The following is a 13,405-nucleotide window of genomic DNA, read 5'->3' on the forward strand; positions in this document are numbered from 1 at the left end:
GTTTGCCTTTTACTTCCCGCCCGATTCGCCGCACCGGCCGCTGCGCCTTTGTCTGCAAGCCGGTGCGCGCGCATGCGCATACCGATGCGCCCCGCGTTTACGCGTTTTTTATACGCACGCCCCAAGCTTTGATCCGGATTTAACGCGATAAACCGTACCTTACCGCCATCCATCAATGGAGAACACGACAATGGATGTGCTGTATATCGGGGGGCTGGCGGCCTTCGCCGCGCTCATTTATGCATTGATCGCCGGCTGCGAGAAGCTCATGCAGTATCGCCGCGCCGATCAGGGTGTGAAGGGAGTGCGCTCATGAACTGGATTTTCTGGTTGTCGGGGGCGGCGACGCTGTTGCTGTTCGTCTATCTCGTCCATGCGCTGCTGCGCGCGGAGGATATCGAATGAACGCCAACAATCTGCTGCAAATGGGGCTGTTCATCGTCGTGCTGCTGGCGCTCGCAGTGCCGGTCGCGGGCTATATCACGCGCGTGCTCGACGGGCGCTCGCGCGTCGTGCGCCTGTTCGCGCCGGTGGAAAATCTGCTCTACCGTATCGCGGGCGTGGACGCCAGCGCGGAGATGAACTGGAAGCGCTACGCGTTCGCCACGATCTCGTTCAACGTGCTGGGCGTGGGCTTCCTCTACGTGCTGCTGCGCGTCCAGGGCTGGCTGCCGGGCAATCCGCAGGCGTTCAGCGCGATGACCGTGGATGGCGCGTTCAACACCGCCATCAGCTTCGTCACCAACACGAACTGGCAGGACTACTCGCCCGAGCAGACCGTGAGCTATCTCACGCAGATGCTCGGCCTCACGGTGCAGAACTTCCTTTCGGCGGCCACCGGCATCGTCGTGGTGGTCGCGCTGATACGCGGGTTCGCGCGTCATTCGGTGCAGACCATCGGCAACTTCTGGGTCGATCTCACGCGCACGACGCTCTACATCCTCGTGCCGATGGCGGCGCTCATCGCGGCGCTGCTGATGAGCCAGGGCATGATCCAGAACTTCAAGTCGTATCAGGACGTGCCGACGCTGCAAACCACGACCTACGCCGCGCCGAAGCTCGACGCGCAGGGCAATCCGGTCAAGGACGCGAAGGGCAACGCCGTCACCGTCGATACGAAGGTGACGACGCAGACGCTCGCGATGGGCCCGGTCGCCTCGCAGGAAGCGATCAAGATGCTCGGCACCAACGGCGGCGGTTTCTTCAACGCCAACTCCGCGCATCCGTACGAGAACCCGACGCCGTTCTCGAACTTCGTCGAAATGTTGGCGATCCTGATCATTCCGGCCGCGCTGTGTCTCGTGTTCGGCAACATGGTGGCCGACCGCAGGCAGGGCGTGGCGGTGCTCGCGGTGATGACGATCGCGTTCGCCGTGGCGGTGGGCGTCGAACTGTCCGCGGAACAAAGCGGCAATCCGATGTTCGCGTCGCTCAACGTCGATCAGCAGGCGAGCGCGTTGCAGGCCGGCGGCAACATGGAAGGCAAGGAAACGCGCTTCGGCATCGCGCAGACGGGCCTCTTCGTCGTGACCACCACGGCGGCTTCGTGCGGCGCGGTGAATGCGATGCACGACTCGCTCACGCCGATCGGCGGCCTCGTGCCGATGCTCTTTATCCAGCTTGGCGAAGTGATCTTCGGCGGCGTGGGTTCGGGTCTGTACGGCATGCTCGTGTTCGCCTTGCTCGCGGTGTTCGTGGCGGGCCTGATGATCGGCCGCACGCCCGAATACGTGGGCAAGAAGATCGAATCGTTCGAGATGAAGATGGTGTCGATCGTGATTCTGCTCACGCCGCTGCTGGTGCTGCTCGGCACTTCGATTGCCGTGCTCGCCGACGCGGGCAAGGCCGGCATCGCCAATCCGGGCGCGCACGGTTTCTCCGAAATCCTCTACGCGTTCAGCTCCGCCGCGAACAACAACGGCAGCGCGTTCGCGGGCCTGTCGGTCAACACGCCGTTCTACAACTGGCTGCTCGGCATCGCGATGTGGTTCGGCCGCTTCGGCACCATCGTGCCGGTGCTGGCGATCGCGGGTTCGCTCGCGAGCAAGAAGCGCATCGCCGTGACGGGCGGCACGCTGCCCACGCATGGCCCGCTGTTCGTCGTGCTGCTGCTCGGCTGCGTGCTGCTGGTGGGCGCGCTCACCTACGTGCCGGCGCTCGCGCTCGGTCCGGGTGTCGAGCATCTGATCATGCTCGGCGTGCATTGAACGGGGATCTTTCGAAATGACACAACATAGTGCAACACGGTCCATGTTCGATCCGGCGCTCGTGCGCCCGGCCATCGTGGACTCGTTCAGGAAACTCACGCCGCGCACCCAGTTGCGCAATCCGGTGATGTTCTGCGTCTACGTGGGCAGCGTGCTCACGACGATCCTCTGGATCGCGGCGCTGATGGGCCAGGCCGAGGCGCCCGCGGGCTTCATTCTCGCGGTCGCGTTGTGGCTCTGGTTCACGGTGCTGTTCGCGAACTTCGCCGAAGCGCTCGCCGAAGGCCGCTCGAAAGCGCAGGCCGCGTCGCTGCGCCAGGCCAAGCGCGACGTGATGGCGAAGAAGCTCAACGAACCGCATCCGAAGGCGCCGATCCGCATCACGACCGCCACCGATCTGCGCAAGGGCGACGTGGTGCTGGTCGAAACCGGCGACACGATTCCCGCCGACGGCGAGGTGATCGAAGGCGTGGCCTCGGTCGACGAATCGGCGATCACGGGCGAATCCGCGCCGGTGATCCGCGAGTCGGGCGGCGACTTTTCGTCGGTCACGGGCGGCACGCGCGTGCTCTCCGACTGGATCGTCGTGCGCGTCACGGCTAATCCGGGCGAGGCGTTTCTCGACCGCATGATCGCGATGGTCGAAGGCGCGAAGCGCCAGAAAACGCCGAACGAAATCGCGCTGACGATTCTGCTGGTCGCGCTGACCATCGTGCTGCTGCTCGCCACCGCGACGCTGCTGCCGTTCTCGATGTTCTCCGTCGAGGCCGCGAAGATGGGTCACGTGGTGACGATCACGGCGCTGACCGCGCTGCTCGTCTGCCTGATTCCGACGACCATCGGCGGGCTGCTTTCGGCGATCGGCGTGGCGGGCATGAGCCGCATGATGCAGGCCAACGTGATCGCCACGTCGGGCCGCGCCGTGGAAGCGGCCGGCGACGTCGACGTGCTGCTGCTCGACAAGACCGGCACGATCACGCTCGGCAACCGTCAGGCGTCGGCGTTCGTGGCCGCGCCCGGCGTGAACGAGGAAGCGCTCGCGGACGCCGCGCAACTGGCCTCGCTCGCCGACGAAACGCCCGAGGGCCGCAGCATCGTCGTGCTCGCGAAGCAGCGCTTCAACATTCGCCAGCGCGACATGCACGCGCTCCAGGCCGCGTTCATCGCCTTCAGCGCGCAGACGCGCATGAGCGGCGTGGACCTGCCGGGCCGCGAGATCCGCAAGGGCGCCGCCGACGCGGTCAAGCACTACGTCGAGCAGCACGGCGGCCGCTTCCCGTCGGAAGTGAACACGGCCGTGGATGAAGTCGCGCGTCGCGGCAGCACGCCGCTCGTCGTCGCCGAGCATCAGGGCGACGAGGCGCGCGTGCTGGGCGTGATCGAGTTGAAGGACGTGGTGAAGGGCGGCATCAAGGAGCGCTTCGCCGAACTGCGCAAGATGGGCATCAAGACCGTGATGGTGACGGGCGACAACCGCCTGACCGCCGCCGCGATCGCCGCCGAAGCCGGTGTCGACGACTTCCTCGCGCAAGCCACGCCCGAGACCAAGCTCGCGACGATCCGCGAACATCAGGCCCAAGGCAAGCTCGTGGCGATGACCGGCGACGGCACCAACGACGCGCCCGCGCTCGCGCAGGCCGACGTGGCCGTGGCGATGAACACCGGCACGCAGGCCGCGAAGGAAGCGGGCAACATGGTCGACCTCGATTCGAATCCGACCAAGCTCATCGAGATCGTCGAGATCGGCAAGCAGATGCTGATGACGCGCGGTTCGCTCACGACCTTCTCGATCGCCAACGACGTCGCCAAGTACTTCGCGATCATTCCGGCGGCGTTCGCCACCACGTATCCGCAACTGAACGCGCTCAACGTGATGCATCTCGCGACGCCCGCATCCGCGATTCTCTCGGCGGTGATCTTCAACGCGCTGATCATCGTGCTGCTGATTCCGCTCGCGCTCAAGGGCGTGAAGTACCGGCCGCTCGGCGCGGCGATCCTGCTGCGCCGCAATCTGCTGATCTACGGGCTCGGCGGGATTCTGGTGCCGTTCGTCGGCATCAAGCTGATCGACATGGTGCTCGCGGCGTTCGGCTGGGTTTGATCCGCGCCGGACACCCATGACGCTTCGCCAATGTCGCCAATGTCGCCAATGAACAGGAAGCCAAAATGAAATCGCAGTTTCGTCCTCTGATCGTGATCTTCGCCGTGCTCACGGCGATCACCGGGCTTGTCTATCCGGCCGTGATGACGGCGTTCGGGCAGGCCGTGTTCCACCGCCAGGTCAACGGCAGCCTCGTCGAAGCCGACGGCAAGGTGGTGGGCAGCGCGCTGATCGGCCAGCAGTTCGACGCGCCCCAGTACTTCTGGGGCCGTCTCTCGGCCACCGCGCCGATGCCGTACAACGCGCAGGGCTCGGGCGGCTCGAACCTCGGCCCGACCAACCCGGCGCTCGCCGATGAGGTCAAAGGCCGCATCGACGCGCTCAAGGCCGCGGGCAGCGACGTGTCGCAGCCGATTCCCGCCGACCTCGTGACTTCGTCGGGCAGCGGGCTCGATCCCGAGATTTCGCCCGCCGCCGCCGCGTACCAGGTCGCGCGCGTGGCGCAGGCGCGTCATCTCAGCGCGGGCGACGTGCAGGCGCTCGTGGACCGCTACACGAAGGGCCGCCAGTTCGGCCTGCTCGGCGAGCCGCGCGTGAACGTGCTGGAGCTTAACCTCGCGCTCGACGGTAAAGACGTAAGCTGAGCGCGCGAGCTGTCCGCGCGCCGCACGCCGCACCGCGCGGCGTGCGGTTTGCCATTTCGGCGCCACGGTGAGACGATCGGCGATGGCGTTCCGGCGCGCTCGCCGACGCGCATCGACGTGAGCCGAGCGCTAAAACACACCACGCGACACACGACGCGAAATCCGCATGAACCGTCCCGATCCCGACGAACTCCTCGACCGGCTGCAACGCGATGAAGAAAAACGCCGCCGCGGCAAGCTGAAGATTTTCTTCGGCGCGTCGGCGGGCGTCGGCAAGACCTACGCGATGCTGCAAGCCGCGCGCCGCCGCGCCGACGAAGGCGTGGACGTGGTGGTCGGCATCGTCGAAACGCATGGGCGCAGCGAAACCGCCGCGCTGACCCTCGGCCTCGACGTGATGCCGCGCCAGCACCTCGCGTATCGCGGCCGCATGCTCGACGAATTCGATCTCGACGCCGCGCTCGCGCGCAAGCCGCAACTCGTGCTGGTCGACGAACTCGCGCATTCGAACGTGCCCGGCGCGCGCCATCTGAAGCGCTGGCAGGACGTCTACGAACTGCTCGACGCGGGCATCGACGTCTATACGACCGTCAACGTGCAGCATCTCGAAAGCCTCAACGACGTGGTGGGGCAGATCACCGGCATCCGCGTCTGGGAGACGGTGCCCGACCGCGTGTTCGACGGCGCCGACGAAGTCACGCTCGTCGACCTGCCCGCCGAGGAACTGCTCGACCGCATGCGCGACGGCAAGGTTTATCTGCCCGCGCAGGCCGAACGCGCGGTGCGCAACTTCTTCCGCAAGGGCAATCTGATCGCGCTGCGCGAACTGGCGCTGCGCCGCACGGCCGACCGCGTCGATGCGCAGATGCACGAGTACCGCGCCGACCGCTCGATCCAGCACGTCTGGCAGGCGCGCGAGCGGCTGCTCGTCTGCATCGGGCCGGGACCGGAAGCGCCCGCGCTGGTGCGCGCGGCGGCGCGGCTGGCGGCGAGTCTCAAGGCCGACTGGATCGCCGTCTATGTGGAAACGCCGGCGCTTCAGCGCCTGTCCGACGCGATCCGCGAACGTACGCTCGGCGCGCTCAAGCTCGCCTCGGAACTGGGCGCGGAAACCGCGTCGCTCGCGGGCGAGGACGCCGCCGTCACGCTCGCGGGCTATGCGCGTCTGCGCAACGTCTCGAAGCTGGTGGCGGGCGCGTCGCTGCGCAGCGGTTTCTCGCGCTGGTGGCGCAGGCCGTTCGGCGAGCGGCTCGCCGAAAAAGCCGGCGATGTCGATCTCACCCTGGTGCGCGCGAGCGGCAACGACGTCGACCGCCTGATCGGCCGTGGTGGTGGCGAAGGACGCGACGGCCGTGATTCGGGCTCGCCCGCCGCGCGCGCGGCCAACGCGTGGCGCGCCGCCATCGCCGAGGGCGCCGCGCACCGCTCGCCGCCGCGCGCGTATGCGGCGGCGCTGGCGATCTGCGCGGGCATCACGCTGCTCGCGAACCAGTTGAACGACCGCATCGCGCTCGCGAATCTCGTGATGCTGTATCTGCTCGGCGTGATCTTCGCGGCCACGAAGCTCGGGCGCGGGCCGGGCGTCATGCTCTCGTTCGCGAGCGTGGCCGCCTACGACTTCTTCTTCGTGCCGCCGCGCCTGTCGTTCTCGGTCAGCGACACGCAATATCTGCTGACCTTCGTCGGCATGCTGCTGACCTCGCTCGTCATCAGCCATCTGACGTCGAGCCTGCGCCGCGAGGCGAGCGTCGCTCAGCGGCGCGAACAGCGCACCGGCGCGATGTACGCGATGGCGCGCGAACTGGCCGCCGCGCTCGCGACCGAGCAGATCGTCGCGATCGGCAGCCGCCACGTGAGCGAGGTCTTCAACGCGCGCGTGGCGATCCTCCTGCCCGATAGCGCCGACAAGGTGCAGCAGAAGATCGAGGACCCTGATCCGCAGATCATGCTCGACGCCGCGAGTCTCGATCTCGACGTGGGCCAGTGGGTCTACGACCAGCAAAAGCCCGCGGGCCACGGCACCGACACCTTGCCCGCGGCTGCCGCGCGCTATCTGCCGCTGAGGGCGCCGATGCGCACGCGCGGCGTGCTGGCCGTGGTCACGCGCGACGCGCGCGAACTGCAGGTGCCCGAGCAGCAGCGCATGCTCGACGCCTTTGCCGCGCAGATCGCGCTGGCGCTCGAACGCGTGCACTACGTGGAGATCGCGCGCGACGCGCTCGTCAACATGGAGTCCGAACGGTTGCGCAACTCGCTGCTCTCGGCGATTTCGCACGATCTGCGCACGCCGCTGACGACCATCGTCGGCTTTTCGTCGATGCTCGCGCAGACGCACGAGCCCGGCGCGCCCGGCGACACTCACAGCGCGCGCACCGGCGAGCTGATCGAGGCAATCCACGACGAGGCGCTGCGCATGACCGGCATCGTCACGAATCTGCTCGACATGGCGCGTTTGCAGGCGGGCAGTCTCAAGCTCAATCGGCAATGGACGCTGCTGGAGGAAACCGTGGGCGCGGCGCTGGCCGCGTGCCGCCGCGTGCTGGCGCGCCATCCGGTGCAGGTGAAGCTGGAGGCGGGCTTGCCGCTGCTCCAGCTCGACGCCGTGCTGATGGAGCGGCTCTTTGCGAACCTGCTGGAAAACGCCGCGAAGTACACGCCGCCCGACACGCCGCTGACGATCGCCGCGCGCCGCATCGAGGAGCACGGCCGGCCCTTCGTGCGCGTGAGCATCGACGACCGCGGGCCGGGCTTGCCGCCCGGCATGAACGAGCGCGTGTTCGAGAAGTTCACGCGCGGCGAGAAGGAGTCGGCGAAACCGGGCATCGGGCTCGGGCTTGCGATCTGCCGCGCGATCGTCGAAGCGCACGGCGGTACAATCGGCGCGGCCAATCGCGTCAATGCCGACGGTCATGTGGAAGGCGCGTCGTTCTGGTTCGCGCTGCCCGTGGAAGCGCCGCCGCCGCTGCCGAGCGACATCGTCGAGCCGGAAGAAGCCGAGGCGGAACACGACGCTCACGACGCTCACCACGCTCACGACGACGCTTCGGCACCGTCAACCTTCGATCCGAAACCTGCATCGCATTCGAACCCGCATTCAAACCATGAGTGATCCGAGTCTTGCCGTTGTCCTGATCGAAGACGAAAAACAGATCCGCCGCTTCGTGCGTGCTTCGCTGGAAGGCGAGGGCATCACGGTCTACGACGCCGAAACGGGCAAGCAGGGGCTCGTCGAGGCGGCCACGCGCAAGCCCGATCTCGTGATCGTCGATCTCGGCCTGCCCGATACCGACGGTCTCGACGTGATCCGCGAGCTGCGCGGCTGGAGCGATCTGCCGGTGATCGTGCTGTCCGCGCGCACCCAGGAAAGCGAAAAGGTCGCCGCGCTCGACGCGGGCGCCGACGATTACCTGACCAAGCCCTTCGGCGTTTCCGAACTGCTCGCGCGCATCCGTGCGCATCTGCGGCGGCGCAATCGCGGCGGCGCGAACGAGGAGCCGCAGGTGAGCTTCGGCGCGGTGACCGTCGATCTCGGGCTGCGCCAGGTCACGCGCGAGGGCGCGCCCGTGCATCTCACGCCGATCGAATACCGCCTGCTCGCCACGCTCGTGCGCGACTCGGGCCGCGTGCTCACGCACCGCCAGTTGCTCCGCGAGGTGTGGGGGCCGTCGCATGTCGAGAGCAGCCACTATCTGCGCATCTACATGGCGCATCTGCGGCAGAAGCTGGAGCGCGATCCGGCGCAGCCCGAGCACATCGTCACCGAAACGGGCGTGGGGTATCGGCTGGTCGGCGTGCAGTGACGCGGGCGGTTCGATAGACGGGCGGCCAGCGGCGCGCACCAGTCTGGTGCTATAATTACAGATGTGTAAGGACGACCTTGCACGTCATTTTTTCGGGGACGGCCCCATTTTTTCAAGTGGAGCGTCCCAGATGCCCTGGTTCATTCTTCTCATCGCTGGCCTGCTCGAAGTCGCCTGGGCGGCCGGTCTCAAGTCCTCCGAAGGTTTCACGCGCCTGTGGCCGTCCGTGTTCACGATCGTGACCGCGCTCGGCAGTTTCGCGCTGCTCTCGTACGCCATGCGCCAGTTGCCGCTCGGTACGGCCTACGCCGTCTGGACGGGCATCGGCGCGGTGGGCGCGTTCGTGTTCGGCATCGTCATGATGGGCGAGGCCGTGAGCGTCGCGCGCGTGGCGAGCGCCGCGCTGATCGTGCTCGGCATCATCGGGCTCAAGCTCAGTTCGGCGGCCTGAGGGGACGCCTGAGCGGCGGCGCGTTTGCGCGCGCGGGCTTTTGCCGCCCGATTGGCCACACGAGCGGCCGTCCGACTGGCCGTCCGCTGCCGCGCCGCCTTGCGCGCAATGGCATCCTGGCCGCGATCCAGCGCGCATTTTCCCCACATTTTCGGCAAAAATCGCGGGTTTTGGCGTGGCGCGCACGCGCAACACCGCTGCGGCGGCGCAGCGAGCGTGGCTATAATGGGACAGTCATCAACCGATAACACTCCGCGCCGCGGATAACGCGAGCGCCGCAGCCCGATGGCGCCGCGTCTGGCGAACCGGGCGCTGCGTTTGCGCCAGATTCGTGGGGGACGGCGCCGCGCGAGCCTCGCGCGAGGAGGCAGTCATGCTCGAACCGATTTCGCTTGCCGCGGGCCTGTCCTGGGGCAGCGGCCTGCGCCTCTATCTCACGGTCCTCATGGCCGGCGTGCTTCAGCGCCTCGGCCTCATCCATCTGCCCGACACGCTCGCGGTGCTCGCTTCGCCCTGGGTGATCGGCATCGCCGCCGCGCTCACGGTGCTCGAATTCCTCGCCGACAAAGTCCCCGCGTTCGATTCGCTCTGGGACGCGTTGCACACCTTCATCCGCATTCCGGCTGGCGCCGTGCTGGCGGCGGGCGCGCTCGGCCACGCCGATCCGGCCGTGCTGACCATCGCCGCGCTCGCGGGCGGCACACTCGCGGGCACCGCGCATCTGGCCAAGGCCGGCACGCGCGCGCTCATCAATCTTTCGCCGGAGCCGGTCTCGAACGTGGTCACGTCGAGCGCCGAGGACGGCATGACCTTCGTCGGCGTGCTGCTCGCGCTGTTCGTGCCGCTGCTGTTCCTCGTCATGCTCGCCGCGTTCCTGCTGGTGGCGACGTGGGCGCTGCCGCGTCTGTGGCGCGGCGTGCAGGGCGGTTTTCGCGGCATGGCGACGCATATGGTCTCGCGTTTCTCGCTGCGGAGCCGTCACGATTGAACCTGCCGAATTCGTCCTCGCCGTCTTCTAGCCCCGTTTCCTCCCGATCCACCACGCGCGCCGCCCCAGGCTGGGGCGACCTCGTGCGCCTCGCCGCCCGCATGACCGCGCGCGACTGGCGCGCGGGCGAACTGACGATGCTGCTGCTCGCGCTCGTGCTCGCGGTGGCCGCGCTCGCGAGCGTGGGCTTTCTCGCCGACCGCCTGCAACGCGGACTGGAGCGCGACGCGCGCCGCATGATCGCCGCCGATTTCATCGTGCGCGCCGATCATCCCGTCGATCCGGCGTTCGCGCGCGAGGCGCAATCGCTCAAGCTGCAAACCGCCAATACGGCGATTTTCCCGAGCATGGTGAGCGCGGTCGGCGATGGGGCCAGCGCCCCGAATGTGCCGAATGCCGCCTCCGGCGCGCAGACGCCCACGCGGCTCGCGGCGGTCAAGTCGGTGTCGGCGGGCTATCCGTTGCGCGGCGCGCTGCGCCTGTCGAGCGGCCCCGGCGCGCCCGATCACGCGGCGCAGGGCATTCCGCCGTCCGGCACCGTCTGGGTCGACGATCAACTGCTCGACGCGCTCAAGGTCCACGTCGGCAGCCAGGTGCGCGTGGGCACACGCACGTTCACGATCGGCGCGCTCATCACGCGCGAACTTGACCGTGGCTTCTCGTTCGTCAACTTCTCGCCGCGCCTGATGCTCAACGAGGCCGATCTCGCCTCGACCGGCCTGACGGGCTACGGCAGCCGCGTGACGTATCGCCTTTTGGTGGCGGGCGCCGATCCGGCGGTCGCGCAGTTCGCGCAATTCGCGCACGCACGCGTCGATGGCGGCAAGATGCGCGGCGTCGGCCTCGAATCGCTGCAGGACGGCCAGCCGCAGGTGCGCCAGACGCTCGACCGCGCGCGCCACTTCCTCACGCTCGTCTCGCTCTTGACCGCCTTGCTCGCGGCCGTGGCGATTGCGATGGCCGCGCACCGTTACACGCGCCGTCACCTCGACGGCTGCGCCGCGATGCGCTGCCTCGGCGCGAGCCAGCGCACGCTGCGCACGCTGTTCGTGCTCGAATTCGCGGGCCTCGGGCTGGTGGGCGGCGCGATCGGCGTGGCGCTCGGTTACGCGGGCCATCTCGCGCTGCTCGCGTGGCTCGGCACCTTGATCGACGTCGCGCTGCCGTATCCCGGGCCGATGCCCGCGCTCGAAGGCGTCGCGGCGGGGCTGGTCCTGCTGCTCGGCTTCGCGCTGCCGCCGCTGTTGCCGCTCACGCGCGTGCCGCCGGTGCGCGTGCTGCGCCGCGAGTGGGGCGACGAAAGCCGCACGGCGTGGGCCGCGTACGCGGTCGGCATCGCGCTGTTCGCGGGGCTGCTCGTGATCGCGGCGGGCGAGGTGAAGCTCGGCGGCATCGTCGCAGGCGGTTTCGCGCTCGGCCTGCTGGTGTTCGCGGCGCTCGCGCGTCTCGCGCTGTGGGGCGCGGCGCGCATCGCGCGCAGCCAGCGCAACGGTCTGGAGGCACGCGCGGGCGTGGGCTGGCGTTATGCGCTGGCGTCGCTCGAACGTCGGCCCGGCGCGAGCGCGTTGCAGATCACCTCGCTCGCGATCGGGCTGATGTGTCTGCTGCTGATCGCGATGACGCGCAACGACTTGATCGAAGGCTGGCGCAAATCGACGCCGCCCGACGCGCCCAACGAATTCCTCATCGACATCCAGCCCGACCAGCGCGACGCGGTGGCCGAGTGGCTCTCGCAGCACGGCGTCGCGAGCCCCGATCTGGAGCCGATGGTGCGCGGCCGCCTCATCAGCATCAACGGCAAGCCGGTCGATCCGGCGCAGTACAAGAGCGAGGACGCGCGTCGTCTCGTCGACCGCGAGTTCAATCTCTCGTACACGACGCAACTGCCCGACGACAACCGCATCGAGGCGGGCCAGTGGTACGGCGAGACGAGCGCGCCGCAACTGTCGATTGAGCAGGGCCTCGCGAAGATCCTCAACGTGAAGCCCGGCGACGTGCTGACCTTCGACGTGACGGGCCTCGAAGTGACCGCGCCCGTGACGAGTCTGCGCAAGCTCGACTGGGGCTCGTTCAAGGTCAACTTCTTCGTGCTGATGCCGCCCGCGCTGCTGCACGATTTTCCGGCTACGTTCATCACGAGTTTCCATCTGCCCGATGCGCAACGTAACGTGGTGGACGGGCTGGTCGCGAAGTACCCGAATGTGACGGCCATCGACGTCGGGCCGATTCTCGCGCAGATCCAGCGCGTGCTCGAACAGGTGATCGGCGCGGTGCAGTTCCTGTTTATCTTCACGCTCGCGGCGGGCGTGCTGGTGCTCTACGCGGCGCTCGCGGGCACGCGCGACGAGCGCATGCGCGAGTCGGCGCTGTTGCGTGCGCTGGGCGCGTCGCATCGGCAGGTGAGGTCGGTGCAGATCGCGGAGTTCGTCGCGGTGGGCGCGCTCGCCGGACTGATGGCGGCGGTCGGCGCGCAGGCCGTGGGGTACGTGCTCGCCACGCGCGTGTTCGATTTTTATCTCGCCTTCGATCCGTGGCTCATTCCCGCGGGCATCGCGGCGGGCGTCGCGTGCGCGGGCGTGGGCGGCTGGGTCAGTCTGCGTCACGTGCTGGCGCGGCCCGCGCTGCAATCGCTGCGGGACGCGTGAAGCGTGAAGTGGTCGTGCGCGGCGGTGTTTGTTTCGAGCCGGTGCCGTTCGCGCACGTTCCGTTATAGGATGCCGGTGCTTCTCACGCCGACACCATGACCACCGACTCGACTGAATCGACCCGCGCCGCGAGCGCGCCGCCGCTGCGCTTTCTCGACACCTATCTCGCCGCGCTGCTCGCGCGCGCGAGTGCGCTCATCTCCGACGAATTCCACGCCACGCTTGCGCGCAAGAAGATTCCGGCGCTGCAATGGCGCGTGCTCGCGTGTCTGTCCGATGGCCCGTTGCCGATGGGCGATCTCGGCCGCCTGATCCTCGCCAAGCAGCCGACCGTGAGCAAGCTGATCGACCGCATGGAAGCGGCGGGGCTGGTCGCGCGTCAGGACGATCCCGCGAGCCGCCGACGCACGCTCGTCGCGCTCACGCCGCAGGGCCGCGCGCTCGCGGCGGAGCTGATCGCGCTGGCGCTGGAGCACGAGGCGTCGGTGCTGCTGCCGTTTCCGCCCGAGTCGGCGAAGCTGTTCGTCGAGATGCTGCGTCAGTTGATCGAGCAGCATTCGAAGTAACGC

Annotated in this window: 11 protein-coding genes; all 11 read left to right on the forward strand. The window is 68.0% G+C overall.

Going from position 1 to position 13,405, the window contains the following annotated elements; all coding sequences use genetic code 11:
* The first annotated feature begins 190 nt into the window (after positions 1–190).
* The 11 genes from U4Y88_RS10795 to U4Y88_RS10845 all read left to right on the forward strand — a co-directional run bounded on the left by U4Y88_RS10795 (position 191) and on the right by U4Y88_RS10845 (position 13,402).
* Positions 191–316, forward strand: coding sequence for a potassium ABC transporter ATPase (locus U4Y88_RS10795; protein WP_224016931.1), 126 nt, complete (start codon positions 191–193; stop codon positions 314–316).
* The gene (gene kdpF, locus U4Y88_RS10800) at positions 313–405 is read left to right on the forward strand and encodes a K(+)-transporting ATPase subunit F (RefSeq protein ID WP_224016933.1); all 93 of its coding nucleotides are present in this window, start codon (positions 313–315) and stop codon (positions 403–405) included. The genes U4Y88_RS10795 and kdpF overlap by 4 nt, the downstream gene beginning before the upstream one ends.
* Positions 402–2,207, forward strand: coding sequence for a potassium-transporting ATPase subunit KdpA (gene kdpA / locus U4Y88_RS10805; RefSeq protein ID WP_224016936.1), 1,806 nt, complete (start codon positions 402–404; stop codon positions 2,205–2,207). The genes kdpF and kdpA overlap by 4 nt, the downstream gene beginning before the upstream one ends.
* A 16-nt stretch (positions 2,208–2,223) precedes the next feature.
* Positions 2,224–4,308, forward strand: coding sequence for a potassium-transporting ATPase subunit KdpB (gene kdpB, locus U4Y88_RS10810; RefSeq protein WP_224016938.1), 2,085 nt, complete (start codon positions 2,224–2,226; stop codon positions 4,306–4,308).
* A 65-nt stretch (positions 4,309–4,373) separates the two neighbouring features.
* Entirely contained in the window at positions 4,374–4,952 is a 579-nt protein-coding gene (kdpC, locus tag U4Y88_RS10815; protein ID WP_224016940.1) for a potassium-transporting ATPase subunit KdpC, read from the forward strand.
* A gap of 166 nt (positions 4,953–5,118) precedes the next feature.
* Positions 5,119–8,061, forward strand: coding sequence for a sensor histidine kinase KdpD (locus U4Y88_RS10820; RefSeq protein ID WP_321783811.1), 2,943 nt, complete (start codon positions 5,119–5,121; stop codon positions 8,059–8,061).
* Positions 8,054–8,752: a two-component system response regulator KdpE gene (kdpE, locus tag U4Y88_RS10825; RefSeq protein ID WP_224016950.1), complete on the forward strand. Its 699-nt coding sequence runs from the start codon at positions 8,054–8,056 to the stop codon at positions 8,750–8,752. The genes U4Y88_RS10820 and kdpE overlap by 8 nt, the downstream gene beginning before the upstream one ends.
* A 130-nt stretch (positions 8,753–8,882) precedes the next feature.
* Positions 8,883–9,203: a quaternary ammonium compound efflux SMR transporter SugE gene (sugE, locus tag U4Y88_RS10830; protein ID WP_224016952.1), complete on the forward strand. Its 321-nt coding sequence runs from the start codon at positions 8,883–8,885 to the stop codon at positions 9,201–9,203.
* 373 nt (positions 9,204–9,576) lie between these two features.
* Positions 9,577–10,191 carry a DUF4126 domain-containing protein gene (locus U4Y88_RS10835; RefSeq protein WP_110327613.1) on the forward strand — a complete coding sequence of 205 codons (615 nt, stop codon included), beginning with the start codon at positions 9,577–9,579 and terminating at the stop codon, positions 10,189–10,191.
* A 101-nt stretch (positions 10,192–10,292) separates the two neighbouring features.
* Positions 10,293–12,836 (forward strand): ABC transporter permease, encoded by a 2,544-nt coding sequence (locus tag U4Y88_RS10840; RefSeq protein ID WP_321783905.1) that lies wholly within the window; start codon positions 10,293–10,295, stop codon positions 12,834–12,836.
* 95 nt (positions 12,837–12,931) lie between these two features.
* Entirely contained in the window at positions 12,932–13,402 is a 471-nt protein-coding gene (locus tag U4Y88_RS10845) for a MarR family winged helix-turn-helix transcriptional regulator (RefSeq protein WP_321783813.1), read from the forward strand.
* Positions 13,403–13,405 lie beyond the last annotated feature (3 nt).

The sequence above is a fragment of the Paraburkholderia sp. J94 genome, assembly GCF_905220285.1.
GTDB lineage: Bacteria > Pseudomonadota > Gammaproteobacteria > Burkholderiales > Burkholderiaceae > Paraburkholderia > Paraburkholderia tropica_A.

Bases quoted from the DNA above. Each gene is read 5' to 3' on its own strand.
- U4Y88_RS10835 (WP_110327613.1), top strand. From the start codon at position 9,577: ATGCTCGAACCGATTTCGCTTGCCGCGGGCCTGTCCTGGGGCAGCGGC.
- kdpC (WP_224016940.1), top strand. From the start codon at position 4,374: ATGAAATCGCAGTTTCGTCCTCTGATCGTGATCTTCGCCGTGCTCACG.
- sugE (WP_224016952.1), top strand. From the start codon at position 8,883: ATGCCCTGGTTCATTCTTCTCATCGCTGGCCTGCTCGAAGTCGCCTGG.
- U4Y88_RS10845 (WP_321783813.1), top strand. From the start codon at position 12,932: ATGACCACCGACTCGACTGAATCGACCCGCGCCGCGAGCGCGCCGCCG.
- kdpA (WP_224016936.1), top strand. From the start codon at position 402: ATGAACGCCAACAATCTGCTGCAAATGGGGCTGTTCATCGTCGTGCTG.
- kdpB (WP_224016938.1), top strand. From the start codon at position 2,224: ATGACACAACATAGTGCAACACGGTCCATGTTCGATCCGGCGCTCGTG.
- kdpE (WP_224016950.1), top strand. From the start codon at position 8,054: ATGAGTGATCCGAGTCTTGCCGTTGTCCTGATCGAAGACGAAAAACAG.
- kdpF (WP_224016933.1), top strand. From the start codon at position 313: ATGAACTGGATTTTCTGGTTGTCGGGGGCGGCGACGCTGTTGCTGTTC.
- U4Y88_RS10840 (WP_321783905.1), top strand. From the start codon at position 10,293: ATGACCGCGCGCGACTGGCGCGCGGGCGAACTGACGATGCTGCTGCTC.
- U4Y88_RS10795 (WP_224016931.1), top strand. From the start codon at position 191: ATGGATGTGCTGTATATCGGGGGGCTGGCGGCCTTCGCCGCGCTCATT.
- U4Y88_RS10820 (WP_321783811.1), top strand. From the start codon at position 5,119: ATGAACCGTCCCGATCCCGACGAACTCCTCGACCGGCTGCAACGCGAT.